This is a genomic window from Streptacidiphilus sp. EB103A (genome assembly GCF_041261405.1).
Taxonomy (GTDB): Bacteria; Actinomycetota; Actinomycetes; order Streptomycetales; family Streptomycetaceae; genus Streptacidiphilus.
This window is the reverse complement of sequence record NZ_JBGCAQ010000025.1, coordinates 120,212-143,975: the sequence shown is the minus strand read 5'-3', so window position 1 is coordinate 143,975 and position 23,764 is coordinate 120,212. Positions and strand designations below refer to the sequence as shown.

Annotated in this window: 22 protein-coding genes and 1 pseudogene; 10 read left to right on the top strand and 13 right to left on the bottom strand. The window is 70.8% G+C overall.

The features are described 5' to 3' along the window. The first annotated feature begins 514 nt into the window (after nt 1-514). Nucleotides 515-2,272, top strand: a complete 1,758-nt coding sequence (locus ABH941_RS34405) for an ATP-binding cassette domain-containing protein (protein WP_370133686.1) — start codon at nt 515-517, stop codon at nt 2,270-2,272. Here the strand turns inward: ABH941_RS34405 and ABH941_RS34400 are convergent. Together ABH941_RS34400 and ABH941_RS34395 are read right to left on the bottom strand one after the other, a co-directional pair. Beyond that, nucleotides 2,250-3,668, bottom strand: a complete 1,419-nt coding sequence (locus ABH941_RS34400) for an aminotransferase class V-fold PLP-dependent enzyme (RefSeq protein ID WP_370133683.1) — start codon at nt 3,666-3,668, stop codon at nt 2,250-2,252. The genes ABH941_RS34405 and ABH941_RS34400 overlap by 23 nt on opposite strands. Nucleotides 3,669-3,698: 30 nt before the next feature. Further along, on the bottom strand, nt 3,699-5,624 hold the full coding sequence (locus tag ABH941_RS34395) for a sigma-70 family RNA polymerase sigma factor (protein WP_370133681.1): 1,926 nt from the start codon (nt 5,622-5,624) through the stop codon (nt 3,699-3,701). A 212-nt stretch (nt 5,625-5,836) separates the two neighbouring features. On the opposite strand from ABH941_RS34395, the gene ABH941_RS34390 reads away from it, so the two are divergent. The 3 genes from ABH941_RS34390 to ABH941_RS34380 all read left to right on the top strand — a co-directional run bounded on the left by ABH941_RS34390 (nt 5,837) and on the right by ABH941_RS34380 (nt 8,598). After that, nucleotides 5,837-6,850 (top strand): thaumatin family protein, encoded by a 1,014-nt coding sequence (locus tag ABH941_RS34390; RefSeq protein WP_370133678.1) that lies wholly within the window; start codon nt 5,837-5,839, stop codon nt 6,848-6,850. Between the two features lie 88 nt (nt 6,851-6,938). Then, a complete protein-coding gene (locus tag ABH941_RS34385; RefSeq protein WP_134009055.1) occupies nt 6,939-7,415 on the top strand; it encodes a peroxiredoxin in 477 nt (158 codons plus the stop codon). 73 nt (nt 7,416-7,488) lie between these two features. Further along, entirely contained in the window at nt 7,489-8,598 is a 1,110-nt protein-coding gene (locus ABH941_RS34380; protein ID WP_370133675.1) for an aminotransferase class V-fold PLP-dependent enzyme, read from the top strand. On the opposite strand, the gene ABH941_RS34375 is transcribed toward ABH941_RS34380, so the two are convergent. Continuing rightward, complete coding sequence (locus ABH941_RS34375) at nt 8,558-10,849, bottom strand: germacradienol/geosmin synthase (RefSeq protein WP_370133673.1); 2,292 nt, start codon at nt 10,847-10,849, stop codon at nt 8,558-8,560. The genes ABH941_RS34380 and ABH941_RS34375 overlap by 41 nt on opposite strands. 252 nt (nt 10,850-11,101) lie before the next feature. On the opposite strand from ABH941_RS34375, the gene ABH941_RS34370 reads away from it, so the two are divergent. Further along, nucleotides 11,102-12,304: a hypothetical protein gene (locus ABH941_RS34370; RefSeq protein WP_370133671.1), complete on the top strand. Its 1,203-nt coding sequence runs from the start codon at nt 11,102-11,104 to the stop codon at nt 12,302-12,304. 27 nt (nt 12,305-12,331) lie between these two features. Here ABH941_RS34370 and ABH941_RS34365 read toward each other — a convergent pair whose 3' ends face one another. Genes ABH941_RS34365 through ABH941_RS34350 form a run of 4 tightly spaced genes read right to left on the bottom strand, consistent with a single transcriptional unit; the run spans nt 12,332 to nt 13,968 of the window. Further along, the gene (locus tag ABH941_RS34365) at nt 12,332-12,556 is read right to left on the bottom strand and encodes a hypothetical protein (protein WP_370133669.1); all 225 of its coding nucleotides are present in this window, start codon (nt 12,554-12,556) and stop codon (nt 12,332-12,334) included. Nucleotides 12,557-12,569: 13 nt separating this feature from the next. After that, nucleotides 12,570-12,836 carry a hypothetical protein gene (locus ABH941_RS34360; protein WP_134009063.1) on the bottom strand — a complete coding sequence of 89 codons (267 nt, stop codon included), beginning with the start codon at nt 12,834-12,836 and terminating at the stop codon, nt 12,570-12,572. 56 nt (nt 12,837-12,892) lie between these two features. After that, the gene (locus ABH941_RS34355; RefSeq protein ID WP_370133666.1) at nt 12,893-13,264 is read right to left on the bottom strand and encodes a VOC family protein; all 372 of its coding nucleotides are present in this window, start codon (nt 13,262-13,264) and stop codon (nt 12,893-12,895) included. Beyond that, nucleotides 13,261-13,968 carry an NUDIX domain-containing protein gene (locus ABH941_RS34350; RefSeq protein WP_370133705.1) on the bottom strand — a complete coding sequence of 236 codons (708 nt, stop codon included), beginning with the start codon at nt 13,966-13,968 and terminating at the stop codon, nt 13,261-13,263. The genes ABH941_RS34355 and ABH941_RS34350 overlap by 4 nt, the downstream gene beginning before the upstream one ends. A 54-nt stretch (nt 13,969-14,022) precedes the next feature. Between ABH941_RS34350 and ABH941_RS34345 the strand changes: the two genes are divergently transcribed. Further along, on the top strand, nt 14,023-14,787 hold the full coding sequence (locus ABH941_RS34345; protein ID WP_370133665.1) for a DeoR/GlpR family DNA-binding transcription regulator: 765 nt from the start codon (nt 14,023-14,025) through the stop codon (nt 14,785-14,787). 289 nt (nt 14,788-15,076) lie between these two features. After that, nucleotides 15,077-15,247 (top strand): hypothetical protein, encoded by a 171-nt coding sequence (locus tag ABH941_RS34340; protein WP_370133662.1) that lies wholly within the window; start codon nt 15,077-15,079, stop codon nt 15,245-15,247. 101 nt (nt 15,248-15,348) lie between these two features. On the opposite strand, the gene ABH941_RS34335 is transcribed toward ABH941_RS34340, so the two are convergent. Continuing rightward, nucleotides 15,349-15,900: a GNAT family N-acetyltransferase gene (locus ABH941_RS34335; RefSeq protein ID WP_370133660.1), complete on the bottom strand. Its 552-nt coding sequence runs from the start codon at nt 15,898-15,900 to the stop codon at nt 15,349-15,351. Nucleotides 15,901-16,412: 512 nt separating this feature from the next. Here ABH941_RS34335 and ABH941_RS34330 point away from each other — a divergent pair. Both ABH941_RS34330 and ABH941_RS34325 read left to right on the top strand, forming a co-directional pair. Continuing rightward, nucleotides 16,413-18,332 carry an RICIN domain-containing protein gene (locus ABH941_RS34330; protein WP_370133657.1) on the top strand — a complete coding sequence of 640 codons (1,920 nt, stop codon included), beginning with the start codon at nt 16,413-16,415 and terminating at the stop codon, nt 18,330-18,332. A 36-nt stretch (nt 18,333-18,368) separates the two neighbouring features. Beyond that, a pseudogene (locus ABH941_RS34325) lies at nt 18,369-18,803 on the top strand (RpiB/LacA/LacB family sugar-phosphate isomerase); the annotation flags it as partial. Between the two features lie 204 nt (nt 18,804-19,007). Here ABH941_RS34325 and ABH941_RS34320 read toward each other — a convergent pair. The 5 genes from ABH941_RS34320 to ppk2 all read right to left on the bottom strand — a co-directional run bounded on the left by ABH941_RS34320 (nt 19,008) and on the right by ppk2 (nt 23,325). Further along, on the bottom strand, nt 19,008-19,580 hold the full coding sequence (locus ABH941_RS34320) for a YbhB/YbcL family Raf kinase inhibitor-like protein (RefSeq protein WP_370133655.1): 573 nt from the start codon (nt 19,578-19,580) through the stop codon (nt 19,008-19,010). Continuing rightward, the gene (locus ABH941_RS34315) at nt 19,577-20,158 is read right to left on the bottom strand and encodes an isochorismatase family protein (protein ID WP_370133653.1); all 582 of its coding nucleotides are present in this window, start codon (nt 20,156-20,158) and stop codon (nt 19,577-19,579) included. Before ABH941_RS34315 ends, ABH941_RS34320 begins: the two co-directional genes overlap by 4 nt. Nucleotides 20,159-20,217: 59 nt before the next feature. Beyond that, entirely contained in the window at nt 20,218-21,972 is a 1,755-nt protein-coding gene (locus tag ABH941_RS34310; RefSeq protein WP_370133650.1) for an MFS transporter, read from the bottom strand. Between the two features lie 31 nt (nt 21,973-22,003). Beyond that, complete coding sequence (locus ABH941_RS34305; protein WP_370133647.1) at nt 22,004-22,441, bottom strand: MarR family winged helix-turn-helix transcriptional regulator; 438 nt, start codon at nt 22,439-22,441, stop codon at nt 22,004-22,006. A 74-nt stretch (nt 22,442-22,515) separates the two neighbouring features. After that, entirely contained in the window at nt 22,516-23,325 is an 810-nt protein-coding gene (ppk2, locus tag ABH941_RS34300) for a polyphosphate kinase 2 (RefSeq protein ID WP_370133644.1), read from the bottom strand. A gap of 159 nt (nt 23,326-23,484) precedes the next feature. On the opposite strand from ppk2, the gene ABH941_RS34295 reads away from it, so the two are divergent. Next, a complete protein-coding gene (locus tag ABH941_RS34295; RefSeq protein ID WP_370133641.1) occupies nt 23,485-23,760 on the top strand; it encodes a DUF3099 domain-containing protein in 276 nt (91 codons plus the stop codon). Nucleotides 23,761-23,764 lie beyond the last annotated feature (4 nt).

Here is a 23,764-nt window from a genome sequence, read left to right as displayed (position 1 = left end):
TCATCCTCGCCGCCCACTCACGACGCACCACAACCACCCACCCCACCAACAACGACCCCTGGACGATCACCAGCTACGAAAATCTTGTATGAGCCGTGATTTGGGGTCACTCGACCTACTTTGGGGTCACTGAATCGACGACATATCGGACATACACGGCAGAATTCGTCGGACGAGTGACCCCAAAGTAGGTCGAGTGACCCCAAATGCATAGGACACCTACCTGAAGAATCGTTTCCGCAGGCACCACCAACCGCCCCGCCGCCCGGCAACGGCGCGCCGCCCGCACCCTCCCCTGCTCCTGTCGCCGCGAGCGAAGCGAGCAACAGCAACAAGCCACGGACGGCGGAGGGCGGCAACGGTGGCGCCATATAAGCCACCCGCCGCTGCCGCCAACCAACTTCACCGCCCCGCCTCCCCCACCCAGACGCTGTACCTCACCGTCGTTGACGTCCCGTCGGGGCCCGGGTCGCACAGCGGATAGGCTCTGGCCCCGACCGGGAGCGGCGGCGGCGTGGCAGAGGTGGCGGGGAGTCAGATGCAGGGGTACGACGAGACGACCAGGTCCGGGGCGGTGCCCGGGGCGGCCCGGATCGTGGCGCGGCGGGTGGGAGTGGACGCCCGGGGCGGCGGGGAGATCCTGCGGGGGATATCGCTGACGGTCATGCCCGGACAGCTGCTGGCGCTGGCGGGGAGCAGCGGCGCGGGGAAGACCACGCTGCTGGAGACGCTCGCCGGGGTCCGGGCCCCCGACCGGGGAGCGGTGTGGCGGCCCGACGTCCCGGCAGGCGGTTCGCAGACCGAGCTCGGGTTCGTGCCGCAGGACGACATCATCCACCGGGACCTCCCGCTGGCCCGGACGCTGCAGTATGCGGCCCGGCTGCGGCTCCCGTCCGGGACCGGGACCGCCGAGGTGGCGGCGGCGGTGGAGCGGGTGCTCGGCGCGCTCGGACTGACCGAGCGGGCCGGGCTGCGAGTCGGGCTGCTGAGCGGCGGCGAGCGCAAGCGCGCGAGCATCGCCGTGGAACTGCTGACCCGCCCTGCCGTGCTCTTCCTGGACGAGCCGACGTCCGGCCTGGACCCGGCGACCGGGGCCGAACTCATCACCCTGCTGCGGGATCTGAGCCGGGAGGGCACGGCGGTGGTGCTCACCACCCACACCCCGGCGGATCTGTCGCGCTGCGACAGTGTGGGATTTCTCAGCCCGGACGGACGACTTATCTACCTGGGCCCGCCGGAAGGGCTCAGCGCGCGCTTCGGGGTCGAGACCGTCGAGGAGGTGTACGGGGCGGTGACCGAGGAAACCGCCGAGCACGCGGACGAGGACACCCCGGAGCCCGAGGGGCCGGCGCCGGCCCAGTCACTCCGCCCCACGCCGTCCCGCCCGCTCGGCGCGGTGGGGCAGTGGGCTCTGCTCACCCGGCGCAGCGCGGACATCATGCTGCGCAATCGGCTGTCGGTCGCGGTGCTGGCCGGCTCGCCGGTGATGATCGTCGCCATGTTCGTGATGCTGTTCCGTGCCGGTGCGTTCGACCCGGCGGATCCGAGCCCCGGTACCGCGGCGATGATCCTCTTCTGGATCGCCTTCGGCACCTTCTTCTTCGGCCTCACCTACGGCCTGCTGCAGATCTGCACCGAGATCGCCGTCGTCCGCAGGGAGCGGCTGACGGTGCTCCGCCTGGGCCCGTACGTGCTGGCGAAGGCGACCGTGCTGCTCCCGGTGCTGGCGGCGGCCGACGCGCTGCTGCTGGTGGTGCTGCGCGCCCTGAACCGGCTGCCGGCCGCCGACTGGTCGGTCTACGGGTCGCTGTTCGCAACCGCGGTGCTGGCCTCCGCCGCGGCGTTGGCGCTGGGCCTGCTGGCGTCGGCGGCGGTGTCGGAGCCGGGGCAGGCTACCCTGATGCTGCCGTTGCTCTGCTTCCCGCAGGTGCTGTTCTCCGGCGCGTTCGTCCCGGTTCCGCAGATGGCCTGGCCCGGTTGGGCGTTGAGCTGGGCGATGACCAACCGCTGGGCGTTCGAGTCGCTGGGTAGCGGCATCGGTCTGAACGCGCTCTGGGCGCACGGTCGCTCTCCGCTCGGACCGCCGCTGCTCGCCTCGTACGGGGACACCTTCGGCGGGCCGACGGCGCGCGGCTGGATCTGGCTGGGCGGCTTCACCGTGCTGTTCCTGGCCGGGGCGTGGGCCGTGCTGGCCCGGCGCTGTCCCCGGGTCCGCGGAGCCGGCCCTCGCGAACCCCGGGAAACCGCCCTCAGCAGCGCAGTCGCGGGCTGAGCTGCTCGTCCCCGCGTCGACGGTCCCGGTACGCGTCGGCCAGGAAGCCGAGGAAGGCGTCGACGTCGGCCCGGTTGGAGGGGATGCCGAGCGAGACCCGGACCGCGCCGCCCGAAGGCAGTCCGAGCCGGGTCAGGTAGTCGTCGATGGTGCCGGTGGTGCGGCGGACCGCGCCCGACAGCAGCCGGCGCGGGATACCGAAGGCCCCCTCGCCCGCGCCGGGATTGCAGAAGCAGCCGGTCCGCAGCGAGATGCCGCGCGCGCTGCTCTCCCGGCTGACGATCCGTTCGTCCACCACCGTGCCGTCCGGGTAGAGCAGGTTGAGGGTGACGCTGCCGCCGCGGCGCTCGGTGGTCTCCGGTCCGTAGAGGCGGACCAGCGGAGCGCCGTTGCTGTGGCGAAGGGCGAGCAGTCCGTCGAGGAGACCGGCCGTCAGGCTGGTCACGTGCTCGTGGACGGCGTCCATCCCGATGCCCTGGACGTGTGAGAGCCCGGTCGCCACGTCCGGGATGCTGAGGAAGTTGAGGGTACCGTCCTCGAACGCGGTCTCGTCGTCGGTCATCCGGTGCCACTCGCCCTGGGCGCTGACGACCTGGATGGTGCCGCCGGAGAACCAGGGTCGCCGCAGTCGGGCCAGTGCCTCGCGCCGGGCGACCAGACAGCCGATGCCGGTGGGGTAGCCGAAGACCTTGTACCAGCTGACGGTCACGAAGTCGGGGTGGACCCGTCCGAGGTCCAGCTGGTTGCTCGGGAGGTAGGCGGCCGCGTCCAACAGTACGTCGTAGCCCAGACCTTGGGCGGCTTCGATCCACTCCAGCGGGTGCTGCACCCCGGTGAAGTTGCTCTGCGCGGGGTAGGCCAGCAGGCCGCGCCGGGAGCCGGGGCGTCGCAGCGTGCGCGAGCCGAGGGCCTGCAGCAGGGCCTCCTCCGAGATCCGCAGATCGGGTCCGGCGAAGGGCACATGGACCGTGTGCGCGCCCTTGGCGCGGGCGAACTCACGCAGGCCGTTGACCGAGTTGTGGTTGTCCAGCGGCAGCACCAACCGGCTGCCACGGCCGAAGCGGTAGGCCTCGCCGACGACCCGGCAGGCACCGCTGGCGTTGGCGGTGAAGACCGCCGCGTACTCCTCCGGGTCGGCTTTGAGGTGGCGCAGCACGGCCGCGCGGGTCTCCGCGACCAGCCGGTCCGAGGCGGCGGCGGTAGGGTTCTCCGAGTGCGGGTTGCCGTAGCAGTCGCTGGTTATTCGCCCTGCGTGGGCTGTGAGTTGGGACTCCGCCGGCAGTCCGGCACCGGTGTGGTCGAGGTAGATGTGGCCCTTGCGGTCCAAGTAGCCGTACTCCTCGGCACGCAGGCGTGCGAAGGAAGTACCTGACGCTGGGGCGGATGTGACGGACATGGCTTCCTCCTCCGGCAGGGGCGCACCGTATTATCCACCCGCGCTCTCGAACGCCCGTCCGGCATCGGTGGCTACTGGGCCGCTGCGGAACAGGCCGGTGCTGGGGGCCGAGTCCGAGGCCGGGAGGGCGAACCAGGCGTAGCGCTGGAGGTAGGACAGCCCGGACAGCATCCGGGTGGAGGCGGTGACGAAGGCGGCCTGCTGCGGCCCGGTCGGGTAACTGCTGCTGCCGCCGGAGAAGTTGATGAGCGCGTACTCGGTCAGCCAGATGGGGAGGTGGTAGCGGTTGTAGACGGCCTGGAGGTAGCCGCGCAGCTGGGAGACCGCGTCGGCGGTGGTGAAGTCGCTGCCGTACCAGTGCAGGGCGATGAAGTCGACGCGGTAGCCCTTCGCCTTGGCCCCGCTCATGAACCGGTCCAGCCATCCCCCGGCGGTGTCGCCCCCGTAGGCGACCGCCGGGCTGCCGAGGATCTTCCCGGATGCCTCCAACTGCGGCCAGAGCTGCAATGCCTGATCGACCGTCATATTGGACTGCGCCGACATGTCGGGCTCGTTGAAGCCCAGCAGATACGGGCCGGAGCTCTTCGCCTGCGCCAGCGCGGTCGAGGTGACCGATCCCGAGCCCCAGATCATCGGGACGAACCCGATCCTCGACGGCGCGGTGATGCCCGCATGGGTAGTGGACCAGGTGTAGTACCAGCCGGCCCCGGACTGGGTGAGGGCGCTGTCGACGCCGTTGAAGCTCCAGGCGCTGACCCCCTTCCTGGACGAGCTCACCGGGGTGACCGGCGCCTGGACCGCCGCCGCGGCCGAGGCGGCCGGTGTCTTCGACGGAGTACCGGACGGGCTGGCGCTGCGGGAGGCGGCAGCACGGGACGGCGAAACGGACGGCGTGACCGGCAGCACCGGTGCCGCCGTGGTCGGCCGGTCCGCGGCCGCCGGGCGGACGTCCGCGGCCGGGCTGCCGCCCAGCCCCGACACCACCAGTGCGCCCGCCGCGACGGCGGCGACCCCGGTGGCGGTGGCCGAGACCGCGAAGGCCTTGCCGTGCAGCAACACCCTGCCGCGCGAGAGTGCCCGTCCTTTCGATGCCGCGCGGTGGCCGTGGCGCAGCACGGCGGTATGCGGCAGGGCGCTCTGCGCGCCTCGGGCACCCCAGGCGGCCAGGGTCGGCGGCACCGGCAGCAGCGGGAGCCCGCCCAGCAGTTGCCCGACCGGGAACAGCGATGTGCCCTGCCCGTCACAGATCCCGCACTCGCGGATGTGCCGGGCCAGCCGCTTGCGCCAGAGCGGCCCCGGCGCACCGTCCCAGACCCGGGTGAGCTCATGCAGACCCGGGCAGCCGGGCTCGGCCCGGAGCGCGTGGACGATGGTCCGGGCCGTCTGCATCTGCTCCTTCATCCGCTGGACCCGGACGGCGGCGTGCCGCGGGGAGAGCCCCAGTGCCTCGGCCAGCTCCGGGCGGCTGATCTCGCCGGTCTCCTCCAGCCACCAGAGCGCGAGCAGGGCCCGGTCGCCCTCGTCGAGCCAGCGGGTCGCCTCGGCCACCTCGCGGCGCTGGTCGGTCAGGCCGAGCCGGAGCACGGTGAGCGCGGTGAAGTCCGAGGCCGGGTCGGGTATCTCCGCCACCGTCTCCAGGCCGGCCTGGTGGCTGCGGGAACTGCTCCGCTCGCGCTCCCGGTCGCGTACCTGACGCACCGCGATGGCGACCAGCCAGGACCGGTAGGACTCGGGTTCGCGCAGGTCGCCCAGCCCCCGGACGACCCGCAGCAGGGTCTCCTGGACCACGTCGTCGGTGTCCGGGTGCCCGTCCAGGGCGCGGCCGACGATGTTGTAGACCAGCGGCAGCGACTCGGCCACCAGCAGGTCCAGGGCCCGGGCGTCGCCCTCGCGGGCGGCCAGCACCGTGCCCGCGCTCGCCGTCCCGCTCCTTCTGGTCCGTCCGCCTGCGCTCATGTCGTTCCGTATCCCTTCGCCCGGTGTGCGGGGCCCCGCTGAACAGGAGACGTTACGAGGCGCCGCGGACAACGGAAACCTATGGGATTTCTGTTGTCGCGCGGCGCCCCGCGCGTCTCCTGTGCATGGGAAGCAGAGGACTGAAAAACAAGGGACTGCGAAGTAAAGAGCTGCGAAGTAAAGGACGCCTTTCCGGTCACTGGAAGTGGTGGGTGGCCCTGGCCGCCGCCGGGGTGGCGGCGCTGTGCGTCGTCATGAGCACCACCTCGGGTCAGCCGGGGACCGCCTCGGCCCTGGTCTCGGCGGCGAACCCGTCGAGCCCGACGAGCCCGTCGGACCCGTCGGCCACCGGGCTGGGCGCCTCCACGTCCCCGTCCGTCTCCGCGTCCCCCCGCGCGACTGCTTCCGTGCGGGCACAGGCTACCCCCGTCCCCTCGCCCTCCTCCTCGGCGGCCCGTTCCTCCGGTTCGTCCGCCTCCGGCGCGACCGCCCCGGCCTCCGCCGGTTCCGCTCCCGCTGCTGCCGCGGGCCACCGCAACGTCACCTTCGTCAACGCGGTCGCGCAGACCGTCTGGGTCGCGGCCGGGCAGCAGACCGCCCAGCCCGCGCTGACCACCACCGGCTGGGTGCTGAAGCCGGGTCAGTCGCTGACCGTCTCCGTCCCCGACCACTGGAACGGTCGCTTCTGGGGCCGCACCGGATGCGCCTTCAACGCCTCGGGGACCGGCCACTGCCAGACCGGGGACTGCGGCGGCAGATTCCAGTGCCCCGGGTACGGCTCCATCCCGGCGACGCTGGCCGAGTTCAACCTGAACGCCTGGAGCGGGCTGGACTTCTACGACGTCAGCATGGTCGACGGATCCAACCTGCCGATGTGGATCAACCAGCTCGGCGGCACCTCCACGGACGCGATCAGCTCCCACGGCTGCTCAGCCGCCGGCTGCACCAGGCCCGTGGTCTGCCCGGCCGCGCTGCAGATCCACGCCGGCGGGGCCGTGGTCGGCTGCGAGTCGCCGTGCGGGATCTTCGGGACGGACCAGTACTGCTGCCGGGGCCAGTGGGCGCCGCGCTCGGCCTGCGACCCGACCAAGTGGCCGGTCGACTACGCGGCCGACTTCAAGCGGGCCGAGCCGTTCGCCTACTCCTACGTCGACGACGACGCCACCAGCACCTTCACCGCGACCGGGGAGGCCGGCTACCGGATCACCTTCGGCCTGTCGCCCTGACGGGCGGGTGGGTATGGCCTTTTTGGTTCCGGGAGGGAATGATCCGTTTGTTCCCTCTCACATCTGCATACGGAGCTCCGGAGACCCCATGGCGAAATCCCCCGAGGTCGGCAGCGCTGCCCCCGACTTCACCCTGCCCGCGGTGCAGCTCGTCGACGGCGAGCTGGTGCACTCCGAGCTGACGCTGTCCGCGGAGCGCGGCCACCCCGTGGTGCTGGCCTTCTACCCCGGCGACGACACGGCCACCTGCACCAAGCAGCTGTGCTCGTACTCGTCCGGCTTCGAGGCCTTCACCGACCTGGGCGCCACGGTCTGGGGCATCAGCCCGCAGGGCATCGAGAGCCATGAGAGCTTCGCCCGCAAGCACCAGCTGCGGATGCCACTGCTCGCCGACACCGGTCGCACGGCCGTGGCGGCGTACGGGATCGGCCTGGGCAGCATGCTGCGCCGAGCGGTGTTCGTGGTGGACGCGGAGGGGGTGCTGCGCTGGAAGCACGTGGCGGCGATCGGCCTGACGTTCCGCGACGTTCCCACGCTCACCGCGCAGCTGGAGGCACTGAAATAGTATAAGGATTACTTGGAGATGGGATGCAAAAATCGCCGTTGTCTTATCGATCGGCTGCGGTGATGCTGATTCCATGACCTCTGACCAGATCCCCTCCCTCGCACCGGACGAGTTCGCGCCGGAGACCGTCTACCTCAACACCGCCTCGATGGGTCTGCCGCCCGTCCGTACCCGCACCGCGCTGGTCGCGGACCTCGCGGAGTGGGCGGCCGGTCGGATCAATCCGGTGGGCTACGACGTCGCCGTCGGCGCCTCCCGGGCCGCCTTCGCCCGGCTGGTGGGGGCGCAGCCCGAGCAGGTGGCGATCGGCGCACAGGTCTCGCCGCTGGTCGGACTGGTCGCGGCGGCCCTGCCCGCCGGGGCCGAAGTCCTGCTGGGGCGCGGCGACTTCACCTCGCTGACGCAGCCGTTCCACGGTCGCGGCGACCTCGCCGTGCGCACCGTCCCGCTGGAGGAGCTGGCCGCTTCGGTCGGTCCGTCGACGGCCCTGGTCGCGGTCAGCGCGGTGCAGTCGGCGGACGGACGGGTCGCCGACCTCACCGCGCTCAGGACCGCGACCGCCGCGCACGGGGCCCGGCTGCTGGTGGACGCCACCCAGGCGCTGGGCTGGCTGCCGATCCGCGCCGACCAGGTCGACTACCTGGTCTGCGGCGCCTACAAGTGGCTGCTGGCACCGCGCGGCACCGCCTTCCTCGCGGTCTCCCCCGAGGCGGCGGCCACGCTGCGGCCGATCGCGCCCGGCTGGTACGCGGGCGAGGACCCCTGGGCGGAGTGCTACGACACGGTGCGGCTCGCCGCGAGCGCGCGGCGCTTCGACGTGGCCCCGGCCTGGCACGCCTTCGCGGGTACGGCCCCGTCGCTGGCGCTGATCGAGGAGCTCACCCCGGCCCGGATCGGCGCCCACAACCTGGCCCTGGCCGAGCGCTTCCGCGCCGGCCTGGCCGAGTTGGGGCACCGCCCGGTCCCCGGCGAGTCCGCCATCGTGTCAACTCCCGGCCTGGGCACCGCCGCCCCCGAACTGGCCCGAGCCGGAGTGGTGATGTCCAGCCGCGCGGGCAACCTCCGCGCCGCCTTCCACCTCTACACCACCTCGGCGGACGTGGACCGCGCCCTGGACGTGCTCTCCGGGGTCGGGGGAACGGTCAGCGCCGCGCCGCCAGTCCCCGCTGCGCCGGGACGATGACGGTGCCGGCTCGGAGCGCGTCCGCGAGGCCGGCCGCCGAGGTGCCCAGGCCGGTCGGTCGTCGCAGTGCGCCTCCCGAAGAGAGCACGGTGGCGCCCGCGTGGCGCAGGAGCGTGGCCTCGTCGTAGCGGTAGCAGCCGCGGTGCCAGTTGAGGATGCCGGCCAACCAGTCCTTCAGCTCGGCGGCATAGCCGTCGAGGGTGCTCCTGGCCTCCGCGGAGAGGTCGAAGTCCCGGTAGAGGGTGGGCAGTTCCAGCTCGACGATGTGCTGGAACTGCTCCATCCGGGCCGTCATCAGGTTGTTGACGATCTGGACCGCGGCCTCCCGGTCGCAGCTCAGAAAGGACTCGACGACCAGTACCCCGTTGTGGACCTCGCCCTCGAACTGTAGCTCCTTCTGGTAGGAGAAGACGTCGTTGAGCAGGCAGGCGTAGTCGGCCGCGGCGTTCTCCATGGAACGCACCGGACGGCTGCGGTAGACCTCGGGCGGGACCGTCCGGCCGTGCGAGATCCGGGACAGGCTCATCGTCAGGTCCGAACCGAAGGTCCTGCGACGCATCTCGATGTAGTCGACCGGGTCGGGGATGCGGTTCAGCCGCTGGTTGTCGAGCTCCCACAGCCAACTGTCCGTCATCGACTCGACGGTGTCCCGGAACCGGCGCCGGGACTCCGCGTCCATCGGCCCCGCGGTACGGAACCACAGGTCGGCCAGCCCGCTCTCCAGCGGGCCGGTCGGCGGCGGCGTCGGTGCGTCGGGCTCCAGCGGCATGAACAGGGAGAGCCGCTCGGTGCACGCCTTGGCGGCGGCTCCGCCGTCGGTGCCGCGGGCGAACAGGAGCGGATAGAGGTCGTCGCCGTAGGTGCCCCAGGCCAGCCAGTCGCTGGTGAGGTCCAGTTGCTCCGGGGTCGCGTCCGGGTGGATCCCCGCGGAGCACAGCGGGAAGTCGTAGCCGCGCAGCTTGTCCTCGGTCCAGACGCCGCCTGCGCCGGTCAGGCCCAGCCGCGCGGCCCACTCCAGGGTGTGCGCCCGGGAGGCGTCCAGGTGCGGGCTCATCCGCAGCGGGAAAGGCATGGTGAAGTCCGGCAGCGGGAGGTGGCCGACGGGGCGGTACGGGACGTTGCCGTGCTGCCGCAGCCGATGCGGAAGCGACTGCGCGAACGAGCCGAGCAGCCGGGCCGACGAGGTGCCGATCCCCAGCGGCCCGGACAGCAGCCGTGCGGCCGCGGCGTCGGCCGCGCCGTCCCCGGCCCCGTCCGCGCCCCCGGCGTGGCCGTTCATGTAGCGGCTGGAGCGCATGTGCCACTCGTGCCCGCCGGCCTGCCAGTCCTGGAGGCCCTTCACATACAGCCCGACGTCCAGGGACGACCGCGGGTCGATCCCGCTCTCCAGCAGCAGCCGCGGTACCTCGGCGAGCGCGGTGTGCTCGAACTGCCGCAGCCGTGAGGTCAGCAGGTCGTTGGTGGCCTCGGCGGCCTCCTGGGTGCTGCAGCCCAGGAACTTCTCCAGTACCAGCACGCAGTTGGCGAGCTCGCCCTCGTCCTCGACCTCGCGCTGGTAGGAGAACAGGTCGTTGCGCAGGTGCACCCCGTCGGCGAAGGTGTCCTTCAGCACCTGCATCGGCCGGCTCGCCGCGATCGGGGCCGGCACCTCGGCGCCGACGGCGTGCTCTACCAGATCCGCCGACCAGGGCGCGCCGCCGACCTTGCGCCGCATCTCGATGTACTCGACCGGGTTGGACAGCCGGCCCTCGTTGATGTTGCCCAGCTCCCAGAGGGACTCCTCCAGCAGCGCCCGGGTGCTCTCGCGGAACCGCCCGCACCAGTCCGCCGACATCGACGGCACCGTCCGCGCCCAGAGGTCGGCCAGCCCCCGCTCGACCGCGTTGGCCGGCTCCGTGCCATCCGTGCCCTCTGCCATGAACAGCGGCAGCCGGTCCAGGTAGGCCTTGGCCCCGGCCATGTCCCCGGTGCGCTTGAAGATGTCGAGGAAGTGGTCGTCGAAGAAGAACACCCAGACGTACCAGTCCGTCACCAGCGCCAGTTCCTCGGCCGAGCAGTCGGGGTGGGTGTAGGCGCAGAGCAGGGCGTAGTCATGGGCGTCGAAGGTCGCCTCGTCCCAGATCCCCGACCCCTCGATCATCGTCATGTCGCGCGCCCACTGCTTGGAGTGCTCGCGGGCGCTCTCGAGGTGCGGGTTGAGCCGTGCCGGGTACGGCATGTAGAAGTCAGGAAGCGTGAAGGGCTGAGGCATGCGGGCCGGGCCTTTCGTCGAGCGGTCCCAACGTGGGATCCGTACGTGGAATCCGTACCTGGATCTCTCCTCACGCTAGGTCGTGCACACCCCGCAGGACCCCGGGTCGAGGCGAGCTCGCACGATCAGGTGAAATCTCCGTCCGGCCGTTTCGGGGCCGGCTTCCCCGTCCCGGTCGGCCGGATGTGAAAAACTGAGCGCCGTCCCGCGCAGCGGGGTGACCCCGACGCGACCCGAACGGCACGGCCGACGATGACCAGCAGCACCACCGAAGCGGATGCCGCGGCGGCCGGCGACGCCCCGGCACCGCAGCACGCCGCCCCGTCCCGGAGCAGGGTCCGCCGGATCGCCGCCCTGGTGTGGCCCGCGTTCGCGGTCTACGCCGTGACGACGGCCGCGCACCTACTGGTGCTGTCCGCGATGATCCCGGCCGGCGGCCCGAGCCTGCAGAACCGGCTGACCACCTGGGACGGCGGCTTCTACCTGGAGATCGCCGCCCACGGCTACCCGCACGGCTTCAGCTACGACCCGTCCGGGAAGCTCACCGGCAACACCCTGGCGTTCTTCCCGCTCTACCCGATGCTGGTCCGGGCCGTGCACGGGATCACCCGTCTGGACGTCCCGACGGCCGGCATCGTCACCGCCAACCTCGCCCTGATCGCGGCGCTGATCGTGGTGCTGCTGCTGTTCTGCCGGCTGTACGGACGGCGCACCTCGATCATCGCCGTGGTGCTGCTGGCCGCGGCTCAGCCGATGTCCCTGGTGTTCCTGATGTCCTACAGCGAGTCGCTGTTCCTGGCCCTCGCCGCCGGGATGCTGCTCGCCGCGCACCGCCGGGCCTGGCTCACCGCGGGCCTGCTCGCCCTGCTCGTCGGCCTGACCCGGCCGGCCGCAGTCGCCGCCGTCGCGGCGCTGGGCGTGGCGGTGCTGCTGCACCTGGTGCGCGAGCGCCGGATCAGCTGGCGCCCGCTCGCCGCCCTGGCCCTCGGTTGCGCCGGCACCCCGCTCTACCTGCTCTGGGTGGCGCTGCGGGTCGGCCGGGCCGACGCCTGGTTCCAGATCCAGGGCGCCGGCTGGGGAACCCAGTGGGACAACGGCCGGGCCATCTGGGACTTCCTGGTCCAGACCCTGGCCACCGGCGACGGCTGGGTCCCGGTCAGCACCGCCGTCCTGCTCATCGCCCTGGTCTGCGCGACCCTGGTCACCTGGCAGCGCGGCAGCTGGCCGCCCCTGGTCGTCTACGGCACCAGCATCGTGATCCTGACGCTCTGCCAGAGCAACTACTACCACTCCAAGCTCCGCCTGCTGCTCCCCGCCCTGGTCTTCCTGGTCCCCCTCGCCCGCGCCATCGCCCGCACCCGTACCCGCACGGCCGTGCTGACCCTGACCGTGGCGATCGTCTTCGGCTGCTGGTACGGCGCCTACATGATCACCGTCTGGAGCTACGCGATCTGATCGCGGCCGGGGTCCGAGTGAGTGAGGTCAGTTGGTCGCAACCCAGCTCACCCGCCGGGGCTTGCCCTGCGGCATGGCGACCCCGATCGTGCCCGCGTCCGCGAGATCGCGCAGCGCCTGCTCGGTGTCCTGCCGACCGTAGGGCTTGAACCGGCACAGGTCAGTTGCCGTCGGGTGGAAGGGCGCGCCTGCGCTGAGGTAGCTGCGGATCGACTTCAGGACGTCCGCCTGGATCTCGGCGCTGCTGCTCATGCGGGGCGCCCTTTCAGGAGAACGAATCGCCGGACGACCAGGAACTACCCGGCGCGGTCTCCTCCGACGGCCAGTCGTCGGGCCCGCCGAGCCGCCACTCGACGATCGTGGGGTCCAGCTCGAACCACTCCGTGAGACCGGCCATCTCCAGCAGCTTCTCGACATCGGCCCGGCTCTCGGCGAGGGCCACGATGTTGTGGCCGAGCTGGACCCGGCGCCCGGTACCGTCCGGGCCGGTCTCAGGGGGGAGGACGATGACGATCGGGTCGGGATTCTCCATGTACCCAGGCTGCGCGACCCGGGCACGGTCCGCACCCGGGAAGATCCACCGGTGTCTCAGCCGATCAGCGTCCGTTTCTCGCGCAACACGCAGAACTCATTGCCCTCGGGGTCCGCCAGCACCGTCCAGGACTCCGTCCCGAGCTGACCGATCTCCACCCGACTGGCCCCGAGCGCGAGGATCCGAACGATCTCCGCCTCCCGCTCCCCCGGGCCGGGGTTCAGGTCCAGATGCAACCGGTTCTTCACCGCCTTGCCCTGCGCCGCCGTCATGAAGCAGATGCCCACCGGGGCGTCCACAGCAGGTCCGATCACCACCTCGCGTTCCCGCTCGGAAAGGATCCGCCAGTCCAGCACCTCGGCCCAGAAGCGGGCGAGACCGGGCAGATCGACGGCATCGACCACGATGTGGTGCAGGGAGACGGTCATACCCGCCAGTCTGCCTCCACGCCGACGCGGCCGGGTGCCGTAGTGGGGGCGAAGGGGCCGTTCAGGGCCGCCCATTGCAGGAGCAGGATGGTCTTGCCGTCGGTGATGCGTCCGTCGCGGATCATGGCGAGGGTTTCCTCGAAGGGTGTTTCGAGGACCTCGATGTCTTCGCCCTCCTCCTCAAGGCCGCCGCCCGCTCCGGTGCGGTCGGCTGCGGTGTAGGGGGCCGCGTAGAAGTGCAGGCGTTCGGTGACGGAGCCGGGGCTCATGTAGGCGTCGAGGACGTGGGTGAGCGGGCCGAGGGTGACGCCGAGTTCCTCGGCGCTTTCGCGCCGTACCGCCGCCGGCGGGTCGTCCGCGTCGAGCAGGCCTGCGGCGGCTTCGATGAGCATGCCGTCGGGGTGGTCGTTGACGTAGGCCGGGTAGCGGAACTGGCGGGTCAGCAGGACACAGCGGCGTTCGGCGTCGTAGGGCAGGACGACCGCGCCGTTGCCGCGGTCGTAGGTCTCGTGCCGCTGGGTGACCCAACGTCCGTCGCGGCGACGGTAGTCGAAGGTGGTGCGGCGCAGTACGTGCCAGCCCTGGGAGGTGAGCTCGACGTCGCGGACCACGACGTCGGGGTTGCGGTCCAGGCCGCGGCCGGCCCGGTCGAGGCCGACGCGGCCGCGGTGGTCGGGGGTGTCGACGCCGGGGCGGGGGTTCACGCTCATGGGCGCTACGATACATGCAGAAACGTGCAAGAACAGGAGAGAATGCGAATGCTGGCTGCCGAGCGACGCGACCACCTGCTGGGGCTGCTCGCCCGCGAGGGCAAGATCGTCGCCAAGGACGTCGCCGCCGAGTTGCGGATCTCCGAGGACAGCGTGCGGCGCGACCTGCGCGATCTCGCGGCCGAGGGACTGTGCCAGCGGGTCTACGGCGGGGCGCTCCCCGCTTCGCCGGCCACGGCGGACTACGCCGCCCGGCAGACCGTGGCCCCGGACGGCAAGCGGAAGGTCGCCTCGGTGGCCACCGGGCTGGTGCGGCCGGGCAGTGCGCTGATCCTCGACGGCGGCACCACCGCCCTCGCCGTCGTCCGCGCGCTTCCGCAGGACCTGCCCTGCACCGTGATCACCCACAGCCCGACCATCGCCGCCGCCCTGCTCGACCATCCGCAGGCGGAGCTCTTCCTGCTCGGCGGCCGCGTCTTCAAGCACTCGGCGGTCGCCTGCGGCGCGGCCGCCGTCGAGGCCGCGCAGAACGTCTCCGCCGACCTCTGCCTGCTCGGCGTCACCGGCGTGCATCCCGAAGCGGGACTGACCACCGGCGACGCCGAGGAGGCCGCGATGAAACGCGCCCTGGCCGCCCGCGCGGCGGACACCTACGTCCTGGCCTCCTCCGAGAAGATCGGCACGGCTTCGCGCTACCGCGTCCTGCCCTGGGAGGAGATCAGCGGACTGATCACCGACGCCGACCCCCACGACGCGGTCGTCGAGCAGCTCACCGCGTTCGGCGTGAACATCCTGACGCCCGACCTGGTGTGATGCTCCGTCAGTCGAGTCGGCCGCGGATCCGCCAGAAGCACAGGCCCGTCAGCGCCGCGGTGGCCAGGGCGATAAGCCCTGCGATCCGCGTCACCTCGGCCTGAAGGCCGGAGCACTACCGATAGATCCCGGTAGCGGCGAACGGAATCCCAGAGTCGCCGCCGCGAATTCCCTTGATCGTAACGCTGCGTAGCGCTTCGAGATGCGCGACTGCGCGACGGCTGCCACGGTGGAAATGCACCTGCTCCATGCGGGTGCTGTGCATCCGAGACCATGCAGGAGACATCCCATGTCGAAGGTCAAGAACCGCGAACGCAAGCAGCAGAAGACTCACGGCACCGCCGCCCATCCCGGGCAGTACGCCCAGGACCCGGCGCTCGAGAACACCGAGCCGATGCTGATGCCCTCCTCGTCACAGCCGATGGCGCGGAAGAAGGAGAAGCGGTACGGCCACAACTGACCGTTCGCGGAGACCTGTGAGGTGCGCGCGCCGGGCAATACCGGCGTGCGCACCTCCTTCGCTGTCCCGGGTCAGAGATCGCGTCCTGGATACGGATGCAGTCAGACGCTCCGGATCGCTTCGTACTCGTCCCTGGTGATCGCCAGCACCCGTACCTGCTTGCCGTGGGCGGGCACGGAGGTCAGCCGGTCCTGACGCATGCCGAGCTTCTCCATGACGCGGCGGGAGGGCTCGTTGTCCACATGGCAGATGCTGACCACCCGCTCCAACCCCGCCTCCTCGAAGCCGAAGCGCAGCGCCTCCCGGGCCGCCTCGGTGGCGATGCCCTGGCCCCAGTGACGGCGGAACAGCCTCCAGCCGATCTCCACGGCGGGCATGACCTCGGGCAGGAATGTGGGAACCGCCAGACCGGTCCACCCGGTGAGCTCGCCGGTCTCCGCGAGTTCCACGGCGAACAGTCCGTAGCCCAACTCCGCCCAGGTCGCCCGGAAGCGGTCGAACCCTGCGGCCGCCTCCTCCCGGGTCCTGGGCTTCCCGTCCCCGACGTACCGCATGACCTCGGGGTCGGAGTCCAACTCGACCAGCGCCTCCAGGTCCTCGTCCCGCCAGCCGCGCAGCACCAGCCGCTCGGTCCGCAACTCGACCACGGCCATCCCAACTCCCCTTCGTCCACCGACCCCGGGAGACTAACCCAGGACGGCGGCAGGAGCGCGCCCACTACTGGCGCCCGACCGGAACCCTGACCGTGATTCTTTCGTGACTCGGCTGACAGTCGGTCCGTAACCCTGCATACTGGTTGGCATGTCAGCTAGCGCTGATCGCCCGGCCCCGTCGCATCCCCCGTCGACGGGGCCGACGCATGTTCCGGCCCCGCCATGGCAGCACAAGTGTGTGGCGCCCCGCACCGGGCGTTGACGGGGCGCCACCTGCAGCATGGCATGTACGCGACCGAATAGGCCAGGGGCCGACCGGCGTCCGCTGCGCTGGAGTGGGGTTCTGTTACACCATTTCGTTTCATGGGAAGGCGTCGGCAGCCCCGACGGTTCCGGAACCTGCCTTTTTGCTGGATGCATTGACAGCTCTCCGCCAACTGGTCTTTGCTCTGTTTCAGTTGAGTTCCAGGAATTGTTTCATTTTGTTTCAGGAGCGCTGAGTAAGGAGCATCGTGTCCCGCATCAGGTTCATCTCGGCGTCGCTGGCCACAGCCGCGCTGGTTCCGGCATCGGTCATGGGGCTGGGAGCGGCCCATGCCGCGACGGCGGCCGCAACTGCCGTGTCGGTCTGGGAGACCACCGCCGACCAGAGCAAGTTGCTGGCTCCGCAGACCGGTACGGCCTTCGCCGCCGGAAGCGGGTCGGCCAGTCAGACGATCACGGTCAACCCGTCTGCCACGTACCAGACCATGACCGGGTTCGGGGCTTCGCTGACCGACTCCTCGGCCTGGCTGATCGCCAACTCCCCGCAGCGCAACACCATCATGTCCAAACTGTTCGACCCCAGCGCAGGCATCGGCCTGGACTTCCTGCGCCAGCCGGTCGGGGCCTCGGACTTCGCCCGCTCGCTCTACAGCTACGACGACGTGCCCGCAGGGCAGACCGACACGAGCCTGTCGCAGTTCTCCGTCGCCCACGACAACGCCTACATCCTGCCGCTGCTGCAGCAGGCCCTGCAGCTCAACCCGGCCACCACCGTGATGGCCACCCCCTGGAGCGCCCCCGGCTGGATGAAGACCAGTGGCTCCATGATCGGCGGCACCCTCAACACCGCCGACTACCAGGCCTTCGCCAACTACCTGGTGAAGTTCCTGCAGGCCTACAAGGCGGCCGGCGTGCCCGTCTCGCTGATCACCCCCCAGAACGAGCCCGAGTACTCGCCGTCCAACTACCCCGGCTCCACCTTCTCGGCGAGCAACGAGGCGGCGCTGATCGCGAACTACCTCGGTCCGGCGATCAAGGCCGCCGGTCTCAGCACCGGGATCCTGGCCTACGACCACAACTGGGACGACACCACCTTCCCCTCGACGATCCTGGGCAACTCCGCCGCCGCGCAGTACACCGCCGGGGTGGCCTGGCACTGCTACGGAGGCGTCCCGAGTGCGCAGACCACCGTGCACAACTCCTTCCCGACGAAGGACACGTACTTCACCGAGTGCTCCGGCAGCCAGTCGGCCAACACCGCCAACACCTTCTCCGACTCGCTGGACTGGCAGACCGAGAACCTGATCATCGGCGCCACCCGCAACTGGGCCAAGTCCGTGGTCACCTGGAACATGGCCCTGGACCCGAGCGGCGGCCCGTCGATGAACTGCACCACCTGCACCGGGGTGGTCACCGTCAACAACAGCACCGGCGGCGCCACTTACAACGCCGAGTACTACGGCCTCGGGCAGGCGAGCAAGTTCGTCAAGCCGGGCGCGGTGCGCCTGGACTCCAACACCTTCGGCAGCGGCAACGTGGAGGACGTCGCCTTCCGCAACCCGGACGGGTCGACCGCCCTCGTGGTGCTGAACGCCGACACCGCCAACGCCCACACCTTCAACGTCTCCGAGAGCGGGCAGTCCTTCAGCTACACCCTGCCGGCCAAGGCGGTGGCCACCTTCACCTGGCCGCCCCTCGGCAGCGGCGGCACCGGAGGCATCAACTCCAGCGCCTGGTACCAGGTGGCGAACACCAACAGCGGCAAGTGCGTGGACGCCACCGGCGGCGCCACCGCGAACGGCACCGCCGTGCAGCAGTGGACCTGCGGCAGCGGCAACACCAACCAGGAGTGGCAGTTCCAGCCCACGGACAGCGGCTACTACAAGGTGGTCACCCGCAACGCGGCCACGGTGGGCTGGGACGTGACCGGTGGCTCCGGCGCGACCGGGGACGGCGTCCCGATCCAGCTCTGGTCCTACGGCGGCGGGACCAACCAGCAGTGGCTGCCGGTCCAGCACGCGGACGGGAGCTACAGCTTCAGCCCCCGCAGCAGCGCCAACGAGTGCCTCGACGTCACCGGCGTCTCCACCGCGGACGGGGCCCGGCTGCAGCAGTGGACCTGCACCGGCGGCGTCTCCCAGAGCTTCACCCTCAGCGCCCAGGGCTGACCGGCACTACCGCTCCCCAGCACGTAAAGTCGGGCCATGCGAATCTCCGTCTCCTCGGACATGGACGAGGGCGTGGCCCGGCTGCTGGCGGGTGAACTGGAGCGGCGGGGCCACTCCGTGGTCCCGCACGGCGCGTTGCGTCCCGACGAACGGGACGACTGGGCCTACTCCAGCGAGGCCGCGGCGCGGGACGTGGCCGAGGGCCGGGCCGAGCAGGCCGTGGTGTGCTGCTGGACCGGGACGGGGGCGTCCATCGCCGCCAACAAGGTGCCCGGGGTGCGGGCGGCACTGTGCACCGACGCCTACACGGCCGGCGGCGCCCGCCGCTGGAACGACGCCAATGTGCTGGCCCTGAGCCTGCGGCTGACCTCCGCCGCGCTGCTGACGGAGATCCTCGACGCCTGGTTCGACGGCGAGCCCAGCCAGCAACCCGACGACCGCGACAACGTCCGCCACCTCACCCGGATCGAGGCGCACGCGCCTGCCGGGGAACCGGGACCGGCCGCCTTCGTGCTGATGCGCCAGGACGACAACGGCAACCGCTACGTCGTGGCCCGCTTCACGGAGCACGCCGAGGCCGAGGCCGCCGCCGAGGAGTTCGAGTCCCGCGGCCACAAGCAGCTCTACTGGGTGCAGACTGCGGGTTCCCAGTAGAGCTGGTTCGGTCCCGGGTGGTCAGCGTTCGAAGATGCCGGTCAGTCGGCCTCGGGCCAGGACGGGAGCGGCGATGGCGGAGAGCAGGGCGCGGGGCCGTGCCCGGTCGGGTGCGGGGCCATCGGGGGCGCTGCCCACGGCGCCGGCGAGGGCGAACAGCTGGAAGGTGTAGTGGTGGGGGCCGTGGCCCTTGATGGGTGCGGGGCCCTGGTATCCGCGGCCGATGGTGGAGCGGCAGACCTGTACCCCGGCTGCGGGCTGCCGAGCGGCGAGGGCGCCGGAGTCGAGGTGTTCCACCGCCGGATCGATCAGGGCCAGGCAGTGCACGGCGGGCCTGGACAGCGGCACGTCGATGTCCTCGACGACCAGCAGCAACTGCGCGGTGCCGGCCGGCGGCGGGCTCCAGGCGAGGTGCGGGGACAGGTTCCGGCCGCCGATGGGCTTGGCGCAGTGCTCCAGCGGTATCGGGCCGCCGTCCACGAAGTGACGGCTCGTCACACCGAGCAGGTCGGGGCCCTGCAGCTGCGGCAGGTTCCATGCGGCGTGGACCTCACCCGCTCTGCGGCTGCTCAGGATTCGACCCAGCAGACTCATCGCGCCCCCTCGACCATGTTGGTGATCTCAGCCGTGGTGGCGGTTTCGCCTGTCTTGGGGAAGATGTGCTCGATGCTGTGGCGGTGCGCGTCGGCGTCGGGGTCGGTCATGGCGTCGGTCGCCAGGACGACGTGGTAGCCGTAGTCGTAGGCCGCGCGTGCGGTCGACTCGACGCCGCTGCTGGTCGAGACGCCGGCGAGGACGACCTGGGTGACGCCCAGGTCGCGCAGGAGCGTGTCGAGCCCGGTGTCGTGGAACGCGTTGCGCCGCCGCTTGGTGATCAGGTGATCGGTCGGCTGCACATCGAGCTCGTCGACGAGTTCGGACCAGCCGGGCGGGAACGCAGCACCGCCTGCGCGGCCTCCGCCGGACCGGTCGGCGTCAGTACGTCCCGGTGCCCGCCCGGTGACGTTGACCAGGACCACCGGCAGGCCGCGTCGGCGGAAGGCGGTCGCCAACTGCGCCGCACGCTGTACCACCGGAGCGGCGTCGGGAACGTCCCTCAGGATCGGGACGATTCCCTTTTGCAGGTCGATCACGATCAGTACGGACGTGGGGTCGATCGTTGTCAGTGCCATGGTGCTCTTTCTCTGGATGTCAGCGGGATTCCGCTGTCGGGGCCGGGTGTGACGGCGCGTCAGTCGACGCTGTTGTTGCAGTGCTGCACATCGGCGATGGTTTCTTCGGTCGGCAGGTTCGGAGCCGGGGCGGGGTTGGTGCCGCGCAGTACGGAGGCGATCGCGGCCAGCAGCGCGAGGCCGGCGCCGAAGGCGAACACGACGACCAGGCCGGAGTGGAAGGGTCCGGAGATCAGGTTCGGGAAGAACTCGCGTCCGGTCAGGGCCTGTTGCCGTGCTGCCGTCAGGTGGGCCAGCACGCCGCTGGGTTGGAGCAGGTGCTGGACCGGGTTGACGCCCAGTTGGGCGGCGAACAGGGACGAGACCGGGGGCAGGCTGCCGACCTGGGTGGCGACCTGGGCCGGCACGCCCTGCTGCTGCAGGCCGTTGGTGAGTGTGTGCGGGAGGTTGCTCGCCAGACCGGCGATCATGAGGGAGAAGAACACACCGATCGAGACGGCGGTGCCGGAGTTCTGGAAGGTGGCCCGCATCCCGGAGGCGACGCCGCGCAGCCGGGCCGGGACACTGCCCATGATCGAGGAGGAGTTGGGCGAGGCGAACATCCCGCTGGCTATCCCGTTCAGTGCGATGAGCACCGCGAAGATCCAGTAGCTGAAGTCGATCGGCAGCAGCATCAGGCCCAGGAAACTGGCGCCGAAGAGCAGCGCGCCGCCGGTGGCCAGGCCCCGGGAGCCGATCCGGTCGGACAGGTACCCGGAGACGGGTCCGGCGGCGAGGAACCCGGCGGTCAGCGGCAGCATGAAGATGCCGGCCCACAGCGGTGTGTCGCTGTAGTCGTAGCCGTGCAGCGGCAGCCAGATGCCCTGCAGCCAGATGATCAGGACGAACTGCATCCCACCGCGGCCGATCGAGATGGCCAGGCCCGCCAGGTTGCCGAAGGTGAAAGCCCGCAGGCGGAACAGGCTGAGCTGGATCATCGGAGCGGCGACCCGGTTCTCGATGGCCACGAACGCCGCGAGCAGCGCGAGACCGCCGACGATCAGCCCGTCGACCAGGGGGTTGGTCCAGCCCATGGTGTGTCCGCCGTAGGGCTGCAGGCCGAAGGTGACCGCGATCAGGACCGCGCTCAGGCCCACCGCGAAGGTGAGGTTGCCCCACCAGTCGATCCCGCCGCCATCGCGCCTGCCGGTCTCGCGCAGGGTGCGGTAGGCCCAGACCGTGAAGAAGACGCCGACGGGCACGTTCACCCAGAACACCGCCCGCCAGTCCCAGGCCGCCAGCAGCCCGCCGGCGACCAGGCCGATGAACATCCCGCCCAGCCCCGCGACCTGGTTGATGCCCAGGGCGAAGCCGCGCTGCTCCTTGGGGAAGGCGTCGGTCAGGATCGCGGCCGAGTTCGCCATCAGCATCGACCCGCCGACGGCCTGCAGCACCCGCCAGCCGATCAGCCACATCGCTCCGTGGCCGCCGTCGAAGGGGTCGAAGGACAGCAGGATCGAGGCGAAGGTGAACACCGCGAAGCCGGCGTTGTAGATCCGGACCCGGCCGAACATGTCTCCCAGGCGGCCCACGGTGACCACCAGGACGGCCTGCACCAGCCGGTACCCCATGATCATCCACAGCAGGTAGGCGATGTTGCCCGGCGCCAGCGGGTCCAGATGCACACCCCGGAAGATCGCCGGCAGCGCGATCAGCACGATCGAGCCGTCCAGCGCGGACATGAAGACCGCGGCGGTGGTGTTCGTCAGTGCCGTCCACTTGTAGCGGTCACCGGCCGGGCGCTGTGCGGCATGCGTCACCGCGGGAACAGTCATCGGTGGTCACTTCCTCGGTCTTCCGGGCACGTCAGATGTTCTGGGCCAGCCGCTCCAGCAGCGGTGCGGCCGCTGCGAGCTGCTCCAGCTCCGCCGGCGTGAACGTGCCGCTGAGGGCCCGGGAGAGCAGTTCGGCCCGGGCATTGCGCTTGTTCCTCAGTTCCTGCAGACCGGCGTCGGTCACGGTCAGGATCACCCGTCTGCCGTCCTCGGGATCCGGGCGCCGTTCGACCAGGCCGCGTGCCTGCAGTGCGCCGAGGGTCGCACCCATCGCCTGCGCGGTGATCTGCGCCTGTCGGGCCAGCTCCGAGGAGGTGGCAGGACCGCCGCGGTCCAGCTGCGACAGCGCCTGCCGCTCGGGCATGGCGAGGCCGCCCGCGGTGGGAACCTGGCGGATCCGTCTCACCAGCAGGCTGACGCTCGCGAACAGGGCTGCGGCGATCCCGTCAGTGTCCAGCTCGTCACTCATATACTAAAGCTAGCTTATCAAGCTGCCTTAGTAAATATCGAGGCGCCGCTACCGCCCACAGTCCGCGGGCCGGCTCACCGGTCCTTCTTGCCCAGGCCGGCCGCGATGTCCGGGACGTAGTGCTGCTCGTCGCGCGGGGGGCGCTGGTATCCGCGGGAGGGCGGGCGCTCGGGGAACGCGATCGGCTCGGTCGGGATCTCCTCGTAGGGGATCGCGGAGAGCAGGTGGGAGATCATGTTGATCCGCGCGCTGCGCTTGTCGTCGCTCTCCACCACGTGCCAGCGGGCCTCGGGGATGTCGGTGTGGACGAACATCTCGTCCTTGGCGCGCGAGTAGTCCTCCCAACGGGTGATGGACTCCAGGTCCATCGGGGAGAGCTTCCAGCGGCGCATCGGGTCGTCGCGGCGGTCCCGGAAGCGGCGCTCCTGCTCCTCCAGGCTGACCGAGAACCAGTACTTGAGCAGATAGATGCCCTCCTCGGCGAGCCCCCGCTCGAAGATCGGGCACTGGTGCAGAAAGCGGTGGTACTCGTCCGCGGTGCAGAAGCCCATCACCCGCTCGACCCCGGCGCGGTTGTACCAGCTGCGGTCGAACAGGACGATCTCCCCGGCCGCCGGCAGGTGCTCGATGTAGCGCTGGAAGTACCACTGGGTGCGCTGCCGCTCCGTGGGCGCGGGCAGGGCGGTGACCCGCGCGACACGGGGGCTGAGGTACTCGGTGACCCGCTTGATCGCACCGCCCTTCCCCGCGGCGTCGCGGCCCTCGAAGACCACGACCACACGGGCGCCGGTGCTGCGCACCCACTCCTGAAGGACGACCAGTTCGGTCTGGAGTCGGAAGAGTTCACGCTCGTAGGGCTTCTTCTTGAGCCTGGTCTCCGCCACGCCTGGGCACCCCGTTCCGCTCGCCGGTTCGACTGATCGTCACACCGTACGTCCGATCCGGGGCGCACCGGCAGCAGCCACGCCCCCGGCGCGCCGCGGCGCCGCAACGCCGTCCGTCGGATCGTCGCATCGCCGCTGCTCCGGTCGTAACCTGGACATGTGCAGGCTCACCGGCGCCACGTCCGCTACTTCGTCATGATGGGCGCCTGCATCGGGCTGTTCGTCATGGCGTGGGGAGTCGTGCGCTTCTACTCGGTCGGCGCGGCGATCGCCATGTGCGTGGTCGCGATGGTCATCCCGCCCGTCGCTGCGGTCCTGGCCAACTCCAGGGACCGCGACGACGACTGGTGGGACGACCCCCGCTGGGACGATCCGCGCTGGAACGACGCGGGTCACGACCGGGATGCGCCCGATCACGAGGAGCGACCCCGCTAGCTCC